Source organism: Streptomyces sp. NPDC057002 (assembly GCF_042673825.1).
Lineage (GTDB): Bacteria > Actinomycetota > Actinomycetes > Streptomycetales > Streptomycetaceae > Streptomyces.
Map to the genome: position 1 here is coordinate 109,332 of NZ_JBHURZ010000006.1, position 19,948 is coordinate 129,279.

At 71.4% G+C, this 19,948-nt stretch carries 21 protein-coding genes and 1 tRNA gene; 10 read left to right on the forward strand and 12 right to left on the reverse strand.

The genetic code is table 11. The annotated features are described in order from the left end of the window. Window positions 1-114: 114 nt before the first annotated feature. Window positions 115-822 (reverse strand): DUF461 domain-containing protein, encoded by a 708-nt coding sequence (locus ACFT32_RS28695; protein ID WP_382494989.1) that lies wholly within the window; start codon window positions 820-822, stop codon window positions 115-117. 600 nt (window positions 823-1,422) lie between these two features. On the opposite strand from ACFT32_RS28695, the gene ACFT32_RS28700 reads away from it, so the two are divergent. From ACFT32_RS28700 to ACFT32_RS28725, 6 genes are all read left to right on the forward strand, one after another. Further along, window positions 1,423-1,905: a CarD family transcriptional regulator gene (locus tag ACFT32_RS28700; protein ID WP_003953493.1), complete on the forward strand. Its 483-nt coding sequence runs from the start codon at window positions 1,423-1,425 to the stop codon at window positions 1,903-1,905. Window positions 1,906-2,199: 294 nt separating this feature from the next. Then, complete coding sequence (ispD, locus tag ACFT32_RS28705; RefSeq protein ID WP_382494991.1) at window positions 2,200-2,964, forward strand: 2-C-methyl-D-erythritol 4-phosphate cytidylyltransferase; 765 nt, start codon at window positions 2,200-2,202, stop codon at window positions 2,962-2,964. Next, on the forward strand, window positions 2,954-3,448 hold the full coding sequence (gene ispF, locus ACFT32_RS28710; RefSeq protein WP_382494994.1) for a 2-C-methyl-D-erythritol 2,4-cyclodiphosphate synthase: 495 nt from the start codon (window positions 2,954-2,956) through the stop codon (window positions 3,446-3,448). Before ispD ends, ispF begins: the two co-directional genes overlap by 11 nt. A 130-nt stretch (window positions 3,449-3,578) precedes the next feature. Further along, the gene (gene cysS, locus ACFT32_RS28715; RefSeq protein WP_382494997.1) at window positions 3,579-4,976 is read left to right on the forward strand and encodes a cysteine--tRNA ligase; all 1,398 of its coding nucleotides are present in this window, start codon (window positions 3,579-3,581) and stop codon (window positions 4,974-4,976) included. Between the two features lie 130 nt (window positions 4,977-5,106). Continuing rightward, the gene (gene rlmB, locus ACFT32_RS28720; RefSeq protein WP_382495000.1) at window positions 5,107-6,042 is read left to right on the forward strand and encodes a 23S rRNA (guanosine(2251)-2'-O)-methyltransferase RlmB; all 936 of its coding nucleotides are present in this window, start codon (window positions 5,107-5,109) and stop codon (window positions 6,040-6,042) included. Between the two features lie 128 nt (window positions 6,043-6,170). Continuing rightward, window positions 6,171-7,856: a DoxX family membrane protein gene (locus ACFT32_RS28725; RefSeq protein ID WP_382495002.1), complete on the forward strand. Its 1,686-nt coding sequence runs from the start codon at window positions 6,171-6,173 to the stop codon at window positions 7,854-7,856. Window positions 7,857-7,925: 69 nt separating this feature from the next. Here the strand turns inward: ACFT32_RS28725 and ACFT32_RS28730 are convergent, their stop codons facing one another. The 3 genes from ACFT32_RS28730 to ACFT32_RS28740 all read right to left on the reverse strand — a co-directional run bounded on the left by ACFT32_RS28730 (window position 7,926) and on the right by ACFT32_RS28740 (window position 10,517). Beyond that, on the reverse strand, window positions 7,926-8,657 hold the full coding sequence (locus tag ACFT32_RS28730) for an NDP-sugar synthase (protein ID WP_382495005.1): 732 nt from the start codon (window positions 8,655-8,657) through the stop codon (window positions 7,926-7,928). Window positions 8,658-8,759: 102 nt separating this feature from the next. Continuing rightward, complete coding sequence (locus ACFT32_RS28735; RefSeq protein WP_382495008.1) at window positions 8,760-9,215, reverse strand: hypothetical protein; 456 nt, start codon at window positions 9,213-9,215, stop codon at window positions 8,760-8,762. Window positions 9,216-9,434: 219 nt separating this feature from the next. Continuing rightward, window positions 9,435-10,517: an ABC transporter ATP-binding protein gene (locus tag ACFT32_RS28740; RefSeq protein WP_382495011.1), complete on the reverse strand. Its 1,083-nt coding sequence runs from the start codon at window positions 10,515-10,517 to the stop codon at window positions 9,435-9,437. A gap of 238 nt (window positions 10,518-10,755) precedes the next feature. On the opposite strand from ACFT32_RS28740, the gene ACFT32_RS28745 reads away from it, so the two are divergent. Further along, window positions 10,756-10,829, forward strand: a tRNA-Thr gene (locus ACFT32_RS28745). Between the two features lie 55 nt (window positions 10,830-10,884). On the opposite strand, the gene ACFT32_RS28750 is transcribed toward ACFT32_RS28745, so the two are convergent. Genes ACFT32_RS28750 through ACFT32_RS28760 form a run of 3 tightly spaced genes read right to left on the reverse strand, consistent with a single transcriptional unit; the run spans window position 10,885 to window position 14,016 of the window. Then, the gene (locus ACFT32_RS28750; RefSeq protein ID WP_382495013.1) at window positions 10,885-11,802 is read right to left on the reverse strand and encodes an aminoglycoside phosphotransferase family protein; all 918 of its coding nucleotides are present in this window, start codon (window positions 11,800-11,802) and stop codon (window positions 10,885-10,887) included. 5 nt (window positions 11,803-11,807) lie between these two features. Beyond that, a complete protein-coding gene (locus ACFT32_RS28755; RefSeq protein ID WP_382495016.1) occupies window positions 11,808-12,800 on the reverse strand; it encodes a zinc-binding dehydrogenase in 993 nt (330 codons plus the stop codon). A gap of 55 nt (window positions 12,801-12,855) precedes the next feature. Beyond that, window positions 12,856-14,016, reverse strand: a complete 1,161-nt coding sequence (locus ACFT32_RS28760; RefSeq protein WP_382495018.1) for an FAD-dependent oxidoreductase — start codon at window positions 14,014-14,016, stop codon at window positions 12,856-12,858. A gap of 135 nt (window positions 14,017-14,151) precedes the next feature. On the opposite strand from ACFT32_RS28760, the gene ACFT32_RS28765 reads away from it, so the two are divergent. Then, window positions 14,152-14,829: a pentapeptide repeat-containing protein gene (locus ACFT32_RS28765; protein ID WP_382495021.1), complete on the forward strand. Its 678-nt coding sequence runs from the start codon at window positions 14,152-14,154 to the stop codon at window positions 14,827-14,829. 11 nt (window positions 14,830-14,840) lie between these two features. On the opposite strand, the gene ACFT32_RS28770 is transcribed toward ACFT32_RS28765, so the two are convergent. Both ACFT32_RS28770 and ACFT32_RS28775 read right to left on the reverse strand, forming a co-directional pair. Then, entirely contained in the window at window positions 14,841-15,497 is a 657-nt protein-coding gene (locus ACFT32_RS28770; protein WP_382495024.1) for a hypothetical protein, read from the reverse strand. 103 nt (window positions 15,498-15,600) lie between these two features. Then, window positions 15,601-16,101, reverse strand: coding sequence for a hypothetical protein (locus ACFT32_RS28775; protein WP_382495027.1), 501 nt, complete (start codon window positions 16,099-16,101; stop codon window positions 15,601-15,603). A gap of 38 nt (window positions 16,102-16,139) precedes the next feature. On the opposite strand from ACFT32_RS28775, the gene ACFT32_RS28780 reads away from it, so the two are divergent. Continuing rightward, a complete protein-coding gene (locus ACFT32_RS28780; protein WP_382495030.1) occupies window positions 16,140-17,546 on the forward strand; it encodes a M1 family metallopeptidase in 1,407 nt (468 codons plus the stop codon). A gap of 76 nt (window positions 17,547-17,622) precedes the next feature. On the opposite strand, the gene ACFT32_RS28785 is transcribed toward ACFT32_RS28780, so the two are convergent. Beyond that, on the reverse strand, window positions 17,623-18,198 hold the full coding sequence (locus tag ACFT32_RS28785; RefSeq protein ID WP_382495033.1) for a TerD family protein: 576 nt from the start codon (window positions 18,196-18,198) through the stop codon (window positions 17,623-17,625). Between the two features lie 154 nt (window positions 18,199-18,352). Here ACFT32_RS28785 and arfB point away from each other — a divergent pair, with 154 nt between their 5' ends. Then, window positions 18,353-18,790 (forward strand): alternative ribosome rescue aminoacyl-tRNA hydrolase ArfB, encoded by a 438-nt coding sequence (gene arfB / locus ACFT32_RS28790; RefSeq protein WP_382495035.1) that lies wholly within the window; start codon window positions 18,353-18,355, stop codon window positions 18,788-18,790. Here the strand turns inward: arfB and ACFT32_RS28795 are convergent. Then, entirely contained in the window at window positions 18,787-19,254 is a 468-nt protein-coding gene (locus tag ACFT32_RS28795) for a GNAT family N-acetyltransferase (protein WP_382495038.1), read from the reverse strand. The two genes, arfB and ACFT32_RS28795, sit on opposite strands and share 4 nt — an antisense overlap. A gap of 50 nt (window positions 19,255-19,304) precedes the next feature. Then, complete coding sequence (locus tag ACFT32_RS28800) at window positions 19,305-19,889, reverse strand: flavin reductase family protein (RefSeq protein ID WP_382495041.1); 585 nt, start codon at window positions 19,887-19,889, stop codon at window positions 19,305-19,307. Between the last annotated feature and the right edge of the window lie 59 nt (window positions 19,890-19,948).

The following is a 19,948-nucleotide window of genomic DNA, read 5'->3' on the forward strand; positions in this document are numbered from 1 at the left end:
CCGCGAAGCCGGAGCCGTGAGCCGCACGCCGGCGACGGAACAGACGGAAACAGAAGGGGCGGGACCTCCAGGAGGTCCCGCCCCTTCTACGACTCTTGCGACGTCTACGGCCGCTCAGTGCCCGGCGCCCGCGCCGCCCGTCGCGCTGGCCGAAGCCGCGTCGGTCGGCGTGGCCGGCGACTCCTCGTGGCCGCCCGGGGTCTCACCGGCGGCGGGGCTCTCCGTCCCGGCCGGCGAGCCGGACTCGCCCTCGGCCGGCGAACCCGACGGCGAACCGGACGGGGCGCCCGACGCGCCCGGCGCGGCCGGGACCTCGCTCGGGCCCCACTCGGTGAAGTAGTGCTCGGCGGGGACGACGAAGGCGCGCAGGCTCACGTCACCGGTCTTGCTGAAGGTGAAGGTGACCTTCTGGGCGTTGCCGTCCTGGACGGCCTCGCGGCTGCTCGGCAGGGTGGCGATGGCGTTGCCCTTGCCGCCCAGGATCAGCGAGCCGCCGGCCGGGATGCTGAGGCTGCCGCCCTTGGCGGGCTTGAGCTCGGCGCTCTTGCCGGTGCCCGGGAGGGTGATGGACTCCAGCGTCTCGGCGGTCTTGCCGGAGTTGAAGAAGGTCGCGGAGATCGCGGCCGGGCCGGTCGACTCGAGGTCGGGCTGGGTGATCACGACGGCGTTCTGGATCTTGATGTCGCCGACGCTGGTCGCCGCGTTGTCCGGCTTGATCTCCAGTGTCTGTGCGTTGTTGCCGGCGCCGCACGCGGCGAGCGAGGCGATCGAGAACGCGACGGCGACAGCGGCGAGGGCGCCGCGTCGAAGGCTGCTGCTCACGGCGGCGGCAACTCCTTGACTCGAGCAGAGCGGCCGATAAAGCCGCCCTAAGTGTGTGTCAGCAGGCCTCAGGTTACCGAGCCGTTCCCGCACCGCCGCACCCGACCCCCCGGCACCTCTGATCCGGCCTGCCTCAGAACTGACTCCTGCGTCACGTGTGACTCCCGGGTCACATTGGCGGAGTGCTCGTCCGGCATTCACATAAGAGCCCCGGGCAGTACCGCAAAACTTCCGTGAAGGAATGCGCGGACCACCTCGGAATTGATCACCGACGGCTCGCCGGGAAGCCTCGTGATCAATTCCGGATTCGACCGGAACCCCGCTCGGGCCACCGAACGGAGTAGCGGAAGTCGATCATACGGAACGGGACATATCGGGATGTTCGGCCATCTGGAGGGTGCTTCGGATGTGTGTAACGTACGCGTTTCGCTCGGCCCGGACAGCCGCTCCCACCTGCGAATACCTTCTTCCATCCCCTGGGCGAAGCACGTTCCTGTCGGACTTGTCAAGCCCCGAGATATGCCCTGACCTGCGAAAACGCCATTCAGAACCCGCAGTTTCCGTGTTACCCTGGATAGCCACGGAAGGGGTACCTGTCACATGACGTTCAAGGTTGGCGACACCGTGGTCTATCCCCATCACGGGGCCGCGCTGATCGAGGCCATCGAAACTCGCCAGATCAAAGGCGTGGACAAGACCTACTTGGTGCTGAAGGTCGCCCAGGGCGACCTGACGGTGCGTGTGCCAGCGGACAATGCGGAGTTCGTCGGCGTGCGTGATGTGGTCGGTCAGGACGGGCTGGACCGGGTCTTCGAGGTGCTGCGCGCACCGTACGCCGAGGAGCCCACGAACTGGTCCCGTCGATACAAGGCAAACCTGGAGAAGCTCGCCTCCGGCGATGTCATCAAGGTCGCGGAAGTCGTGCGTGACCTGTGGCGTCGTGAGCGCGAGCGTGGACTCTCCGCAGGCGAGAAGCGCATGCTCGCCAAGGCCCGCCAGATTCTGGTGAGCGAACTCGCCCTCGCGGAGAACACCAACGAGGACAAGGCCGAGGCCCTGCTCGACGAGGTACTCGCCTCCTGAGGCGAAGCCCGTCGATCAGCACTCTGCTTGACGCTTGATCAACGCTGCACATCGAAATGCCGCGGTGCCCGATGACGAATTCCCTGTCGCCGGGCGCTGCGGCATGTTCGTACTCGGATGCCGGTGCACCGTCACTCCGGGATGTGTTATCACTCACGCCCCGGTTGTTTGGCGTGCCGGGCCCGGGCAGCCGGCTCGACCAGCGTCACGGAAGGGTCCGGTCGAGCGCGTCGCGCCCGGCACTCCTCCAGGCCATACCCACGCCAGGCCAGCACACAAACCTGACAGGAACCGATGTCTGACGAATCACGCCCTTCGCCGCCGGCCGCCCCCGCGGCAGCCCGTACGGCGGCCGTGATCCCGGCCGCCGGCCGCGGTGTACGGCTCGGCCCGGGCGCCCCCAAGGCGCTCCGCGCACTGAGCGGCACCCCCATGCTCATCCACGCGGTCCGCGCGCTGGCCGCTTCCCGCGCCGTCTCGCTGGTCGTCGTCGTGGCCCCGCCCGACGGTGCCGCCGAGGTCAAGTCGCTGCTCGACGCGCACGCGCTGCCCGAGCGGACGGACTTCCTCGTCGTCCCGGGCGGGCAGACCCGCCAGGAGTCCGTGAAGCTCGGCCTGGACGCGCTGCCGTCCGGCCACGACATCGTCCTGGTGCACGACGCGGCCCGCCCGCTGGTGCCGGTGGACACCGTCGACGCCGTGATCGAGGCCGTACGGGACGGTGCCCCGGCCGTGGTCCCGGTGCTGCCGCTCGCCGACACCGTCAAGCAGGTCGAGCCCGCGCGGGTCCCCGGCGAACCGGAGCCGGTCGTCGCCACCCCGGAGCGCGCGCTGCTGCGTGCGGTGCAGACCCCTCAGGGCTTCGACCGGGCCACGCTGGTCCGGGCGCACGAGACGGTGACCGGCGAGGTGACCGACGACGCCGGCATGGTCGAGCAGCTCGGCCTCACGGTCGTGGCCGTGCCCGGGCACGAGGAGGCCTTCAAGGTCACCCGGCCCCTGGACCTGGTCCTCGCGGAGGCGGTCCTGGCCCGCAGGAGGCTCAACGATGGCTTCTGACGAGACTCCGCTTCCCCAGGTCGGCATCGGCACAGACATCCACGCCTTCGAGGAGGGCCGCGAGCTGTGGTGCGCCGGCCTGAAGTGGGAGGGCGAGGGACCGGGCCTCGCGGGCCACTCCGACGCGGACGTCGTCGCCCACGCCGCCTGCAACGCCCTCTTCTCCGCGGCGGGCCTCGGCGACCTCGGCCGGCACTTCGGCACGGGCCGCCCCGAGTGGTCCGGCGCGTCGGGAGTCGCCCTCCTGACGGAGGCGGCCCGCATCGTCACCGAGGCCGGCTTCCGCATCGGCAACATCGCCGTACAGGTGGTGGGCCCGCGACCGAAGATCGGAAAGCGGCGGGACGAAGCGCAGAAGCTGTTGTCGGAGGCGGCAGGCGCGCCGGTGTCGGTGTCGGGGGCGACAACGGACGGCCTCGGCTTCCCCGGACGCGACGAGGGCCTCATGGCGGTGGCAACGGCGCTGGTCGTGAAGCGGGGATGACCGGTCCGACTGTTGGGGGCGCGGGGCTGTGTCTGATTTGCGGCTCCCGCCGCGAGGGCGCGACACCCCCCCACGCACACGCACCCCAGAACGGTGCCGTACATACGCCACGGCCTACTACCCTGGTGTCGTGACTATTCGCCTGTACGACACCAGCGCCCGGCAGATCCGTGACTTCACCCCGCTCCAGCCGGGTTGCGTCTCGATCTACCTGTGTGGTGCCACCGTGCAGGCCGCCCCGCACATCGGCCACATCCGCTCCGGCCTGAACTTCGACATCCTGCGCCGCTGGTTCGCCTACCGCGGCTACGACGTCACGTTCGTGCGGAACGTCACCGACATCGACGACAAGATCATCGCCAAGTCGGCCGACCAGAACCGCCCCTGGTGGGCCATCGGCTACGAGAACGAGCGCGCGTTCAACGACGGCTACCACGCCCTCGGCTGCCTCCCGCCGACCTACGAGCCGCGTGCCACCGGCCACATCACCGAGATGGTCGAGATGATGCGCGGCCTCATCGAGCGCGGGCACGCCTACGAGGCCGACGGCAACGTCTACTTCGACGTGCGCTCCTTCCCGGGCTACCTGGAGCTGTCCAACCAGGAGCTGGACAACCTCCAGCAGCCGTCCGGCGCCGGCGAGACCGGCAAGCGCGACCCGCGGGACTTCGCCATGTGGAAGGCGGCGAAGCCGGGGGAGCCCAGCTGGGAGACGCCGTGGGGCCGCGGCCGCCCGGGCTGGCACCTGGAGTGCTCGGCGATGGCGCACAAGTACCTCGGCACCGCCTTCGACATCCACGGCGGCGGCCTCGACCTGGTCTTCCCGCACCACGAGAACGAGATCGCCCAGGCCAAGGCCTACGGCGACACATTCGCGCGGTACTGGGTGCACAACGCCTGGGTCACCATGAGCGGCGAGAAGATGTCCAAGTCGCTCGGCAACTCGGTTCTGGTCAGCGAGATGGTCAAGCGCTGGCGGCCCATCGTGCTGCGCTACTACCTCGGCACCCCGCACTACCGCTCGATGATCGAGTACAGCGAGGAGGCGCTGCGCGAGGCCGAGTCGGCGTTCGCGCGGATCGAGGGCTTCGTGCAGCGCGTGGTGGAGAAGGCCGGCGTCGTCGAGCCCTCCGCCGAGGTGCCGCTCGCCTTCGCCGAGGCCATGGACGACGACCTGGGCGTGCCCCAGGCGCTCGCCGTGGTGCACACCACCGTCCGGCAGGGCAACAGCGCGCTGGCCGCCGACGACAAGGAAGCCGCCGTGGCCCGGCTCGCCGAGGTGCGCGCGATGCTCGGCGTCCTCGGCCTCGACCCGCTCGACGAGCACTGGGCCGGGGAGGGCGACCGTGGGGAGGACCTGCACGGCGTGGTCGACACGCTCGTGCGCATGGTTCTCGACCAGCGCGAGGCCGCCCGGGCCCGCAAGGACTGGCCCACCGCGGACGCCATCCGCGACCAGCTCGGCCAGTCCGGACTGGTCATCGAGGACAGCCCGCAGGGCCCGCGCTGGAGCCTCGGCCCGCGCTGAGACAAGGCCCACGGCTGATCGACTGTGCCGCTCGGGCCTCCGGGCGGCACACTGCATAGACGTAACAGGCACAGACGTAACAGACGTACGCAGACGTACGTACGAACCACTTCACGGAGACGGGTAGCTCATGGCCGCGAACAACCGCCGCATGTCCGGCAAGAAGGGCGCGCAGGTCGGCAGTGGCGGCAAGCGGCGCCGGGGCCTGGAAGGCAAGGGGCCGACGCCGCCCGCCGAAGCGCGCAAGGGACACGCCAAGCAGCGCGCCGCCCAGGCCAAGTCGCGCCGCGCGCAGAGCCGTACCAAGGGCCCGCGCGCCAAGGGCACCTCCGAACTCGTCGTCGGGCGCAACTCCGTCGTCGAGGCGCTGCGCGAGGGCGTGCCGGCCTCCACGCTGTACGTGCAGCAGTTCATCGACAGCGACGAGCGGGTGCGCGAGGCCCTGCAACTCGCCGCCGAGCGCGGGGGCATCAACCTCATGGAGGCGCCGCGCCCCGAGCTCGACCGGATGACGAACGGGCTGAACCACCAGGGCCTCGTGCTCCAGGTCCCGCCGTACGAGTACGCACACCCCGAGGACCTGGCCGCTGCCGCCGCCGACGAGGGCGTGGACCCGCTGATCGTCGCGCTCGACGGGGTGACCGACCCGCGCAACCTCGGCGCGGTCGTCCGGTCCGTCTCGGCCTTCGGCGGGCACGGCGTCGTCGTGCCCGAGCGGCGCGCCGCCGGGATGACCGCCGGTGCCTGGAAGACGTCCGCCGGTGCCGCCGCCCGTACACCCGTCGCCCGCGCCACCAACCTGACGCGCACGCTGGAGCAGTACAAGAAGGCCGGCGTCGTGGTCGTCGGCCTCGCCGCCGACGGTGAGGCCGAGCTCGGCGATCTCGAGGCCCTGGGCGGGCCCGTCGTCATCGTCGTCGGGAGCGAGGGCAAGGGACTGGGCCGACTGGTCGGCGAGACGTGCGACTACCGGGTGCGGATCCCCATGCCGGGCGGCACCGAGTCGCTCAACGCCGGTGTGGCGGCGGGGATCGTGCTGTACGAGGCGGCTCGCCGACGTCGCTGAACAGGCATCCGGCGCTTCACCCGTATGGGGTAATTCGGGGGGTGCCGGGGCGGCAAGGACAAGCTTGACGGGGTCCGGACAGATCCGGCCAGTCAAAGCAGTGTCCTATCGCGACGTCACTCGGTTAGATGAGTGTGGACACCAGAACACCCCGCACTCCCACGGGGGACCGCTCGTCGGGACTCGACGACGCTCCCGCGCTGAGCATGGTGAAGGTGCCGAGCGACCCGGCGCAGGTCATCGTCAATCACGCGTCTTTCCGCGTGCAGTTGGGCGTCTCGACGCGTCGCGTCCAGTCCCCACGGGTCGCACGGCACCTGACCGCCAGCGAGGACACCGCCCGCATCCCCGTCACCACCGCCGGGGGCCAGGCGGACGGGGCCACCGCCCGCCGCCGGCCCGTCGTCTGGAGCGGCAGATCCGCGCCCGACGACACCGGCGCGCACCGGCTCCTTCAGGCCGTACGGCACGAGAGCGTCCGCCACGTGGAGGAGTCCGCCGCCGACGCCGGTGCCACCCAGGTCATGGCCCGCCCGGGCACCGGCCAGGGGAGCACGGGCTACGGCGGCACGGGATACCCGGGCGACGGCTACGGCGCCGGATACGAGGACGACCTCGACCAGACGGTCGAGACCCCCGTCGTAGGCCCCCAGCGCACCCACTCCGACGGCACCCGGCTGCTGCCCCCCATGCGCACCGTCGGCAGCGCCTACGACGAACCCGCCTACGCGGAAGAGGACTTCGAGGACCTCACCCCCGGCGCGGACGGGACCGGGCGGACCCCCAGGCGCCACGCCGACGACCCGGCCCGGCACGCCTACTACCCGGGCCGCCGGATGAACCTCGGCGTCGTCCTGCTCCCGCTGCGCGTGTTCCTCGGCTTCATCTCCGTCTACGCCGGCATGGGCAAGCTGTGCGACCCTGTCTACTTCGACGGCGGCAAGCGCGGCTCCATGGTCAAGTGGCTCAACACCCTGCACCCCTGGGAAGTCGCCGAGCCCCTGCGCCAGTTCGCCCTGCAGCACCCGGTCGGCGCCGGGCTGGTCATCGCCTTCGCTCAGGTCATCGTCGGTGTCCTGACGGTCCTGGGCTGCTGGCAGCGCGTCGCCGCCGCCTTCGGTGCCCTGCTCTCGGCCGCGCTGCTCGTCACCGTCAGCTGGAAGAGCGTCCCCGCCTACGAGACGCCCGACATCATCTACCTCGCCGCCTGGTCCCCGCTGATCATCGCCGGCGCCCCCGTCTACTCCGTCGACGGCCGGCTGGCCGGCAGCGCCTGGCGCCGCCTCGGGCCCCGCGCCGACATCTGGGACCTGCGCAGCTACGTGCTGCGCCGCGGCGCCCTCGTCACCGCCATCGCCACCGGATTCACCCTGCTCGTCGGCTCGCTGCTCGGCGGCGCCGTCCGCGACGCCGACCGGGTCGTCGTCCCCGGCCCCGGCGAGGCCCCGCGCAACGAGCTGCCGGGCTCCCCACTCCCGGGCGAACCCGAGCGGCAGGAGAAGAAGACCCCGTCGGCCTCCTCGTCGCCCACCCAGGGCGCCACGGCCGGCTCGGCCAGCCCCAGCGCGGGCACCACGACCCGGCCGGGCGCCACCCGGGGCAGCGGCACCGTCACCGGCGGTTCGCCCAGCCAGACCCAGGGCAGCGCGGGCCAGGCCCCGCCCCGGCAGTCCTCCCCGGCCGACGAGGCCCCGAGCACGACCTCCGGCCCCACGTCCGGCGGCTCCGCGACGGGCGGCTCCGGCTCGACCGGCGGCACCGGCGACGGCTCCTCCTCGGGCCAGCCGGGCCTGGTGGGCGGCCTGCTGGGCTAGCAGGCCGACCCGAAGCGAGGGAGGGCCCGCACACCATCAGGTGCGGGCCCTCCCTCGTTTGTCTCGCTCTCAGCGCCCCTGCGCGGCCAGTTCCTTCGCCGCTTCCGTCAGGTCCTTCGCGGTGTCGATGGCACGCCAGTAGGACCCCTGCGGGATCGTGAACCCGGCAAGCCGCTGCTCCCGGGCCAGGCGGGGGAACGTCGTACGCTCATGGTCGCCCCGCTGCGGCAGCAGCTCCGCGAACTCGGGGGAGAAGACGTAGACACCCGCGTTGATCTCGAAGGTCGACGGCGGGGCCTCGATGAAGTCGGTGATGTGGCCGAAGCCGTCGGTCTTCACCGCGCCCCACGGCAGGCGGGGCCGGGCCAGGGCGAGTGTCGCGACCGCGTCCCGCTCGGTGTGGAAGTCGGCCATGTCACGCAGCGAGAACCTGGTCCAGATATCGCCGTTCGTGGCGTACCAGGGCTGGTCCGGGTGGGGCAGATGAGCCGCGGCGTACTTGAGGCCGCCGCCGCGGCCGAGGGGCTCCGACTCCACGACCGTTATGACGGAGACGGGCAGATCGGCCGTGTCCAGCCACTTCTGCAGCACATCGGCGAGGTGGCCGCAGGAGACCACCACGTCCGTCACGCCCTCCTCGGCGAGCCAGGACAGCTGATGGCCGATGATCGGCGTCCCCGTCCCGGGGATCTCGACCATCGGCTTGGGCCGGTCGTCGGTGTACGGACGCAGCCGGGAGCCCTGGCCGCCGGCCAGAACGACGGCTTGAACGGGGCGGGACGCGGCGCTCGGATCGCTCATGAGACCGAACTGTACGGGGCGTCCCGCCCTGGGACCGCGGCGGACGAGGGGTTCCCCGCGTCTGCCGCTGTCGGCTCCCCACCCGGTGGCAGGGCGGTGCGCTCAGCTGTGTGCCGCGGCGACGCCGGTGGCGAAGGCGGTGTCGCAGACCGGGCGTGCGTAGGACTGGGCGCGCGTCGGGCCGTAGACCCGGACGGCGGCCTGGCCGAGGGCGCGGGCGATGGACGCGCAGTGCCGGGCCAGCGTCGGACGGTCGTGCACGGCTTGCTGGAGGTGGGTGAGGGCGACGCCCGGGTTCTCCTGCTGCAGCTCGGTCAGCAGCTTGTCCCGCAGGACGTCCTGCGGGGCGCGCTTGGCGGCACGCGAGGTGCCGGCGGACGTGGAGGTGTCCGCCGCGGTGAGCACCGGGTCGGAGGAGCCCCCCGACCAGTTGACTCGGCTCACCGCGAGGGTCCCGGAGAGCACCAGGACGACGGGCAGGACGAAAGCGAGGGTGCGGCCGATCCGGCGGGCGGGGCCCCGGCCGCGTCGCGTCTGTTGGGTAGTGGAGTGCTTCACGCGTGTGAGGGTAGCGCGGGGTAATGGTTTGTAGACATTTAGTCACCGGTTCGGGGGATGAGAGAGGGCCCTTTTTTGGGTAGGGCGTTGACGCACACTGCTCGAAACGTCCGGTCTGCCGGGGTATTTGTCGACAACGAGAAAGGCCCCGCAGCGCTCTGCGGGGCCTTCTTCGTCAACCTGGGTGAATTACCCGGGGTTGTGTGTTTGCGGTTGCCGTCAGTCGGACAGGCGGGCGCCGGTCGACGTCGAGAACACGTGGGTCTCGCCGGAGCGGGGCACGATGTGCAGCTGGCTGCCCTTCTCCGGGACGTCACGGCCGCTGACGCGGACGACGAGGTCCTTGGATTCGTCGCCGACCTTCGCGGTGCCGTAGACGTAGGCGTCGGCGCCGAGCTCCTCGACGACGTTGACGGTGACCGCGAGGCCCTGCTCGGCGTCCGACACCTCGAAGTGCTCGGGGCGGACGCCGACCGTGACGGTCTTGTCGGTGGCGGCGGCGATCGCGTCGCGCTGCACCGGTACGACCGACTTGCCGAACTTCACGCCGCCGTCGGTGATCGGCACCTCGACCAGGTTCATCGCGGGGGAGCCGATGAAGCCGGCCACGAAGAGGTTGTTGGGCTTGTCGTACATGTTGCGCGGGGTGTCGATCTGCTGGAGCAGACCGTCCTTGAGGACCGCCACGCGGTCGCCCATCGTCATGGCCTCGACCTGGTCGTGGGTGACGTAGACGGTGGTGATGCCGAGGCGGCGCTGCAGGCTCGCGATCTGCGTACGGGTGCTGACGCGGAGCTTGGCGTCCAGGTTGGAAAGCGGCTCGTCCATGAGGAACACCTGCGGCTCACGCACGATGGCGCGGCCCATGGCGACACGCTGGCGCTGACCGCCGGAGAGCGCCTTCGGCTTGCGGTCCAGGTAGTCGGTGAGGTCGAGGATCTTCGCGGCCTCCTCGACCTTCTGCCGGATCTCCGCCTTGTTGACGCCGGCGATCTTGAGCGCGAAGCCCATGTTGTCGGCGACGGTCATGTGCGGGTAGAGCGCGTAGTTCTGGAACACCATGGCGATGTCCCGGTCCTTCGGCGGCAGGTGGGTGACGTCGCGGTCGCCGATGCGGATGGTGCCGGCGTTGACGTCCTCGAGCCCCGCGAGCATGCGGAGCGAGGTGGACTTGCCGCAGCCGGACGGGCCGACGAGGACGAGGAACTCGCCGTCCTCGATGTCGATCTCCAGCGCGTCAACAGCGGGCTTTTCGGTGCCCGGGTAGATCCGGGTCGCCTTGTCGAACGAGACAGTGGCCATGATGAACGAACCCCTTCTACCGGCAGGAACGTGCCGGACGATCCGAGTAGGAAGGCGGTGCCACGACGGGAAGTCCGTTGTGGTGTAGTCCACGCGTGTGAACTGGCTCAGGACCGTACCTGGCGTTCACCTGGTCTGTCAGTACCTCCGGGCCTGTGAACTTCGCGGAAATTTTCGACGGGGCCCCTCGGGGACCTGGGTACACTGCTCGGGCACGTGCGGGTGCACACCCGTACGGGCCTCCTTAGCTCAGATGGCCAGAGCAACGCACTTGTAATGCGTAGGTCGTCGGTTCGAATCCGACAGGGGGCTCTTCACCGCCCAGGCCGGATCTATCCGGGCCTGGGCTTTTTCGTGGGCTGCGGATTCATGGGGTGCGCAGGCGGCGGGCGATCTCAAGCTGGGCCTTGTCGATGGGGCGGTCGTCCTCGATGTCCCACAGGGCGTTCTGGAGGAGGCGGCCGAGGGTCCAGGCCCGGGCTCGGGGGCGGTCCAGGGCGAGGGTGTCGGTCATGGCGTCGAAGCGCCAGAGGATGTCGTCGGGGTCGTAGCGGTTGTCCAGGGCCGGCCACAGTTCGAAGCCGGGGTCGCCGGCCAGGGGCTTGGGGTCGATCGCCAGCCAGGGGGCGCGGTCGGACGCGAGGACGTTGTCGAAGTGCAGGTCCCAGTGCAGGAGGCGGTCGCCGGGTTCGTCGACGACCTCGCGTACAGCGGCCGCGCAGTCGGCTACCAGGCGGCGGGACTCGGGGTCGGGGATGCGGTCGAGGGCCCACGGGGTCTGGTCGAGCATGGCCCGGGCGATGTCGCCGAGGCGGCGCAGGCCGGGTGGGGCGGGGAAGGAGGTGAGGTGGGCGAGGAGCTCCGCGATCGTGACGACGGCCTGGTGGGTGTCAGGCAGGTGGGACAGCATGCGGGTCTCGTCGAGGCGTTCCAGCAGCATGGTGCCGGTGGGCTCGTCGTGGTCGAGGAGGCGGACCGCTCCGTCGCCGGCCCAGGCGCGCAGCGCCACCGGTTCGCCTGCGCTCTCCTCGTCGAGGATCTGGAGCTTGAGGACCGCGGGGGTGCCGTCAGGGCGGAGGACCGGGAGGACCAGGGCGGACACGCCGTGCATGGGCGTTCCGTCGGGTTTCAGTTCCCAGCGGTCGAGGAAGCGGGCCGTCTGCTCCGGCAGCTCGGCGATGAAGGCGCGGCCCGCCTCGCCGTTGAACTTCTCCTGTGATGCCGCCAGTTCGCTTGGAATGTCGATCACTTTCCGCACGGTAGTGGGGTGGGATGGGTGGGGCATGTGAATTAGCCGGGGGTGGGTTCCAGGACCACCTTTCCCGTCGTGCCCCGGCTCTCCAGTGCCCGGTGCGCGGCCGCGGCCTCGCGGAGCGGGAAGCGCTGTACGGCCGGGGTGAGCCGGCCGGTGGCTGCCTCGGTGAGGGCGCGCAGTTCGAGGGTGCGCAGGGGGTCGGGGCCGCCGGCCTTCCCCAGCATCGCGGGGCCGAGGACCTGCTCGGAGACGCCGTCGACGAGGTAGGGCTCGCCGTCGAGGATGCCCTGGCCGGACCAGCCGAAGACGATGTGCTTGCCGCCGGGGCCGAGGAGTGCGACGGCCTCGCGGGCCACGTCGCCGCCGACGCCGTCGAAGACGACGGTCGCGGTCCGGCCGCCGAGGTGGGCTCGGACCTTCGCGGGCCAGGCCGGGTCCCGGTAGTCGACGGCGAGATCGGCACCGTTCGCCTGCACGCGGGCGGTCTTCTCCGGCCCGCCCGCGAGGCCGATGACGGTCGCGCCGGCGTTCTTGGCGTACTGCACGAGCAGCGTGCCGATGCCCCCGGCGGCGGCCGGGACGACGGCCACCGAGCCGGGCCCGAGGTCGGCGAACTGGAGTATCCCCATCGCCGTACGGCCCGTGCCGATCATGGCGACGGCCTCGGCGAAGTCCAGGTTCTCCGGGGTCTCGTGCAGCCGTTCGACTGCGGTGACGGCCAGTTCGGCGTATCCGCCGGGGACGAAGCCGAGGTGGGCGACGACCCGCTTGCCGAGCCAGAGGTCCGCGACGCCCTCGCCCAGGGACTCGACGACGCCGGCGACCTCGCGGCCGGGGACGGTGGGCAGGGTCGCCCGCTCGGCCGCCGGCCCGCCCCGCATGCCCTCGCGCAGGGCGGCGTCCAGGAGGTGGACACCGGCCGCCCGTACGGCGATACGGACCTGTCCGGGGCCCGGCCGGGGGTCCTCGACCTGCTCGTAGGCGAGGTTCTCGGCCGGGCCGAAGGCGTGCAGGCGGATGGCGTGCATGGGAGCTCCTCGTGGTCTCGCCGGGCGGGCGCCCGGCGGTTCCCAGCCTTCAACCTCAAGCTTGCTTGAGGTCAAGCTCCCGCCGGCCGAGGGCCAGGGACACCGCTGTCAGGGCGCTGTTGAAGGAGACCTCCGACAGCACTCCGGGGGCCGCGACCTGGTCGCCGGCCAGGTAGACACCGTCGCCCCGGTCCACGGCGGGCCGGTCGCGCCAGCTGGTGCCGGGCAGGTCGACCGCGCCCGTACGGCCCGCCGCGACGGACTCGCGCCGCCAGGTGACGCGCTCGCGCCAGCCCGGGAACCCCAGGTCGAGCAGCTGCTCGGCGCGGGCCGTGCCGTCGGCCTTGGACTCGTGCGGGGCGAGGGGGATCTGCCCCTGGATGAGCTGCTCTCCGGCCGGGGCGAGACCGCGGTCCTGGGCGGTGAACCGTTCGAGCCAGCCGGGCGCGTCCAGGTCGGAGACCGCGAAGGCGTCCCCGCGCCGCGTGCGCACGGCCAGGTCGACGAGGGCGGTACGGCCGCTCGGCCAGGTCAGGGAGGGGTCACCGAGCAGACGCCGGGCGGCGTCGAGGGAGGTGGCGACGACGACGGGCGTGTCGGTGGGGAGCGTGTCGACGCGGGACAGGGTCTCCATCCTCACGCCCAGGTTCCAGGCCCGGGCGGCCATCCGGTCGATGAGGCTCGCCCAGCCGCCGCGCGGGTAGTGGGCCTCGGGCGGCAGCTTGGTGGCCCGGCGCAGGCGCTCCTGCACGAACGCGGCCGACAGGGAGCCGGGGTCGTGGTGGAAGAGGGCGACGGCGGAGTAGTGGGCGGCGGCCCGGGCGCCCTCCTCGCCCGCGATGCCGGTCGCCCAGGTCAGGAAGTCGACGTTTACGGGCGCCTGCCGGGCGGTCCGGCGCAGCAGCTTCAGCATCGGGAAGGGCGGGGTGCGGCGCAGCACGCCGTGGTGGCGCAGCCGTAGCCGGGCACCTTCCAGGGGCGGGATCGGGGCGAGCGGGCCGAGGAGGTCGCGCTGCTTGAGCCAGGCCCAGTGCGGGCCGCCGCTGTAGAGGGCGTGCGGGCCCTCGTTCGTGCGGTACGGGCCCTCGGCGGTGCGGGCCCGCCCGCCGAGGGTGTGGTGGGCTTCGTGGAGGGTGACCTTGACGCCCGCCTCGGCGGCGGTGATGGCGGCGGTCAGTCCGGCGAAGCCTCCGCCGATGACGGTGATGCGGTGCATGGCTGGGATCTCCCTGGGGCCTGAGGTCGACGATCGCCTTCGGGATTACGACAGCCCGCGGGGCCCGGAATGTGACATGGCCGGTGTTCGCGCAGGTCAGGTGGCATTGTCAGTGGTGGGGTGCAGCATGGGGGCATGGCGAGGAGAGCGGCGGGCGGTACGGGTGTGAAGGGCGCGCGGCGACCGGAGGTGCGGCTGCCCGGGCTGGAGCCGTACGGGGGCGGTGGGCTGGAGCCGGACGGGGACTACGACGGGCTGGAGTTCAAGGACGCGGATCTCACCGGGCAGGACGGGGCGGGGGCCCGTTTCATGGACTGTGCGCTGACGGGCTGCGCGCTGGACGAGACCCGGCTGCGGCATGCCCGGTTCCTGGACTCGGCCCTCACCGGCGTCCGGGGCGTCGGCACCGACCTCGCCGAGGCGACCCTGCGGGACGTGGAGCTGACCGACGCCCGCCTAGGCGGACCGCAGTTGCACGGGGCGGTGCTGGAGCGGGTGCTGATCCGCGGCGGCAAGATCGACTATCTGAATCTGCGCACGGCCCGGCTCAGAGACGTCGTCTTCGAGGGCTGTGTCCTCGTCGAGCCGGACTTCGGGGGCGCCCGCCTGGAGCGGGTGGAGTTCGTGGACTGCGCCCTGAAGGGGGCCGACCTGCATGCGGCGACCCTCGTGGACGTCGACCTGCGCGGGGCCGCGTCGCTGGAGATCAGCCGGGGTCTCGACCGGCTGTCGGGGGCGGTGATCAGTACGGCGCAACTGCTCGATCTGGCACCGGTGCTGGCGATGGAGTGGGGGATCAGGGTGGAGGGCTGACCGCTGCACGCTCATATGCCGTACCAGCCGCCCGACCCCGCCTGCTCCGGACAGTCGTAGGACTGGTGCAGGCCAATGAGGGCGTGGACGAGGCGGGGGTCCAGTTCGTGCCGCAGCGACTGGTAGTCCTCGGCCACCGCGCGGAAGACGAGATGGGCGCGGTGGGAGCCGTCCCGCCAGGTGATGCGTCGGGGTGGACGGAAGCCGTCGTCGATCTCCGCCATCAGGGCCAGGAGCAGGAAGAGGAGATAGACCGGCAGCCCGAAGGGCCACCACAGCGCCCACCACACCAGTCGGCCTTCGTACCCGTGCAGGACGGGCCCCGCGGCCGGTTCCACGGTCCAGCGTTTGCGACCCCACCGGAAGGCGCGGCGCCGCCGCAGGGTGATCCGCCCGAGCGGGGCGCCGTACGGATCCAGGACGTGGTACACCGCCGGGCGTCCGCTCAGCCGTGACCCCAGCGGCTGCTCCGTCACCACCCGGGCGACCGGCGCCCAGTCCTCCGCGCGCAGATGGAAGGCCCGCAGTGAGCGGAGCCGGTCCGGCGCGGGGCTGTCGGGGTCGCGGTGAAGCCGGACGATGGTGCCCTGCTCAAGCCCTTCTCCGCTGACGATGACCGGTGGCGTCATCTTGTAGTTCAGGTCGTAGGTCACGCGCCCCTGGCTCACGTCGCCGTTCTCCCCGTGTCCGCTGCCGTCCGAAGGGCGATGGCCGTCCGAAGGGCGATTGCCGGTCGAACGTTGATCGTGCCAGCCCGGTGGCGGACCGCCCTCAGGAGACCCTGGGAAAGCGGGCCTGGAGGGTCCAGATCGCCGGGTTCTCGGCGAGGTCGTCGTGCAGATCGGTGAGGTCGGCGATCAGGTCGTGCAGGAAGTCCCGGCACTCGCGGCGCAGTTCGGTGTGGGAGACGTTGAGCGGGGGCTCCTCCGCGCGCATCCAGTCGGCCTCGATGTCCACCCACCCGAAGCGGCGCTCGAAGAGCATCCGGTCGGTCGACTCGGTGAAGTCCAGCTCCGCCCGCTGCGGCCGGGACGCCCGCGAGCCCGCCGGGTCCCGGTCGATCCGCTCCACGATGTCGCACAGCGCCCACGCGAAGTCGAGCACCGGCACCCATCCCCAGGCTGTGGACACCTCGTGGTCCGTCTTGGTGTCCGCCAGGTAGACGTCACCGCAGAACAGGTCGTGCCGCAGGGCGCGGACGTCCGCGCGGCGGTAGTCGGTCTGCGGAGGGTCCGGGAAGCGGTTGGAGAGGGCGTAGCCGATGTCGAGCACGGGAGTGATGCTGTCACGCCCCCCATAGGATCGAGATCGTGGCCCGGTCCGTACGTCTTGTCCCCGCCCTGCTCGTCTCCGCCCTCGCCCTCACGGCCTGCGGCGGCGGGGTCCACGGCACCCCGGGCGGCTCCGGCGTACACGACCCGTACTTCCCGAAGGCCGGCAACGGCGGCTACGACGTCGCCCACTACGGCCTGCGCCTCTCCTACGACCCCGACGCCCACCACCTCACCGGCACGGCCACGCTCACCGCGCGGGCGACCAAGGACCTCACCGCCTTCAACCTCGACCTGATCGGCCTGGACGTCGGCAAGGTCACCGTCGGCGGCGAGACGGCCCGTTGGAACCGAGCCGGGCAGGAGCTCACCGTCCGGCCGCGCAAGGACCTCGGCCGGGACGAGACGTTCCGTGTGACCGTCCGTTACTCCGGGGCGCCCGAGACCGTCACCGACCCGGACGGCTCCCAGGAGGGCTGGCTGCGCACCACGGACGGGGCGCTCGCGCTGGGGGAGCCGACGGGGTCCATGGCGTGGTTCCCCGGCAACCACCACCCGTCCGACAAGGCGTCGTACGACCTCACGGTGACCGTGCCGCGCGGGCTCCGGGCGGTCTCCAACGGGGAGTTGCGCGACGTCACGACCGCGAAGGGCGGCCGTACGACGTTCAGTTGGCACTCCGCCGAGCCGATGGCGAGCTACCTCGCCACGCTCGCGATCGGCCGCTACGACATCACCCGCTCCATCACTCGCTCCACGGCCCGGGACGGGCTGCTCGTGTACACGGCCGTCGACCCGGCGGAACGGGAGGCGAGCCGGGCGGTGCTCGCGCGCATCCCCGAGATCCTGCGGTGGGCGGAGCGGCGATTCGGGCCCTACCCCTTCTCTTCCACCGGCGCGATCGTCGACCGCGCGGCCGGGGTCGGTTACGCCCTGGAGACCCAGACCCGGCCCGTCTTCCCCGGCGCCCCCGGCCTCACCCTCCTCGTCCACGAACTCGCCCACCAGTGGTACGGCGACTCCGTCACACCGGAGAGCTGGCGCGACATGTGGCTCAACGAGGGCTTCGCGACGTACGCGGAGTGGCTGTGGCGGGAGGACCACGGCGGGGAGAGCGCGCAGGAGTCCTTCGACGCGCTGTACGAGAGCGGGGAGAAGACGTACAAGGACCTCTGGGCGTTCTCGCCCGCGAAGCCGGCGGACGCCGCGAACATCTCCGGGGACCCCGTCTACCAGCGCGGCGCGATGGTCCTTCACAAGATCCGCCAGGCCGTGGGTGACGACAGGTTCTTCGACATCCTGCGGGGGTGGGCGGCGGAGCATCGGCATGGGAACGCGGACACGGCCGAGTTCACGGCGTATGTCGAGGAGCGGGTGCCGGGGGAGGACTTCGAGGGGATCTGGGAGGAGTGGCTGTACGGGGAGGGGAAGCCGGAGCCGTCTTGAGGGCAGGAAAAGACCGGAGCCCCCGGCCCCTTTTCAGGGTCCGGGGGCTCCGCAGTCAGAACAAGATCGGCGTCCGTCAGACGTTCACGCCGAAGTCCTGGGCGATGCCGACCAGGCCCGAGGCGTAGCCCTGGCCGACGGCACGGAACTTCCACTCCGCGCCGTTGCGGTACAGCTCGCCGAAGACCATGGCCGTCTCCGTGGCCGCGTCCTCCGACAGGTCGTAGCGGGCGATCTCGGCGCCGCCGGCCTGGTTGACGATGCGGATGTAGGCGTTGCGGACCTGGCCGAAGTTCTGCGAGCGGTTCTCCGCGTCGTAGATGGACACCGGGAAGACGATCTTCTCGATGTCGGCCGGGAGGCCGGCGAGGTTGACGTTGATCGCCTCGTCGTCGCCGGCACCCTCACCCGTGCGGTTGTCACCGGTGTGGACGATCGTGTTGTCCGGGGTCTGCTTGTTGTTGAAGAACACGAAGTGGGCGTCCGAGAAGACCTTGCCCTGCGTGTTCACCGCGATCGCGGACGCGTCGAGGTCGAAGTCCGTGCCGGTGGTGGTGCGGACGTCCCAGCCGAGGCCCACGGTGACGTCGGTCAGGCCCGGAGCCTCCTTGGTGAGCGAGACGTTGCCACCCTTGGACAGGCTTACAGCCATTGTTGGGAGTCCCTTCCCTCGTTTGCGTACGGCAGTACGGCTAAAGAAGCTACAGCTACCCCCTGAACGTGGAGAGGGGTACGCGAGGTTCCAGCTCCTTTACTTTCTTTACTCGCGATTATTGGGATGACGTGGACCGGACAGGAGAGGGAACATGTACGGCATGTCTGGTCCCCACGTCATCCGCGGCTCCGTCTCCCTGCCCGAGGCCGAGCTCCTGTGGCGTTTCTCGCGCTCCTCGGGGCCCGGCGGGCAGCACGTCAACACCAGTGACTCGAAGGTCGAGCTCAGCTTCGACCTGGCGAAGACCGAGGCGCTGCCCGAGGTGTGGAAGCAGCGGGCGCTGGAGCGGCTGGCCGGGCGCCTGGTCGACGGAGTCGTCACCGTACGGTCCTCCGAGCACCGTTCCCAGTGGCGCAACCGCGAGTCCGCCGCCGTACGCCTCGCCGCCCTCCTGGCCGAGGCCACCGCGCCCCCGCCCAAGCCCCGCAAGCAGAGCCGGATCCCCCGGGGGATCAACGAGCGCCGGCTGCGCGAGAAGAAGCAGCGCTCGGAGACCAAGCGGGGCCGATCGGGGCAGGGCTGGAGCTAGTCCAGCTCCAGTACCCCTACGGTCTCGCCCCCGCTCGTCTCCCCGTTCGGGCGGAAGCCGAGCCCCAGGTAGAAGCCCTCAGGGCCGTCGGGGCCGGGATGCCAGGTGACGTAGAGCTGCTTGGTGTCGCGCCTCCGCAGCTCGGCGGCGACCGACTCGACGGCGAACCGGCCGTACCCCTTGCCCTGCTCACCGGCCGCGATGTTCAGCCGCCACAGGCCCGAGCGCAGCACGCTGCCGTCCTCGTACCAGTCGATGCCGAGGCAGGCCATGAGGAAGCCGACCGGGCGGCCGCCGTCGACGATGAGGCGGGGCCAGGCGATGCCGGGATGGACGTACGCCTCCGCCAGTGACTTCACGACCGGGGAGACCGCGTGTTCCTGGTCGGGGCGGACGCGGATGCCGAGGGCGGCGTCGAGGTTCCCGGGAGTGATCTCTTCGAGCCGGGGCGCGGGAATCGTCATCCGGGCACCCTAGGAGCGCCCGTGCCGACGCGGCCACGGGATTTCTCAGGTCACCCCAACTGCCGGTACCGCCCACGGAAGTACGTCAGCGGCCCGCCCTCCGCGCTCGGTACGCGGGCGGTCAGCACACGGCCGATGACCAGCGTGTGGTCGCCGGCCGCCACGCGCTGCTCGGTGCGGCACTCCAGGACGGCCAGGGCGCCGCCCACCAGGGGCGCCCCGGTGTACTCGCCGCGCGTGTACGGGATGTCGGCGAACAGCAGCCGGTCGCTGACCCGGCCCTTCATGGCGAACCGGCCCGCGATGTGCCGCTGGCTCTCGGACAGCACGGAGACCGCCCACTGCGGCTGTTCGTCGAGCAGCTCGTCCATGCGGGAGCCCTCGCGCAGGCTCACCAGCACCATGGGCGGGTCCAGGGACACCGACATGAAGGCCGTGGCCGTCATGCCGACGTCCTCGCTGCCCGGCGCCGAGGGGTCGTCCGGGTCGAGCGGCGGCTCCTGCGCGGTCACCAGGACCACGCCGGAGGCCAGCCGGGACATGGCGGCGCGGAACTCGTCGTTGCTCACCCCCTCAGCATGCCCGGAGGCGGGTGACGGAATGATCGGGGACGTGGCAGGGGGAGTGTTCGGCACACCCGAAACGCTAATCTCCGCCCCGCGCGCCACGCATCGGGCTCCCGCCCGATCAGGGT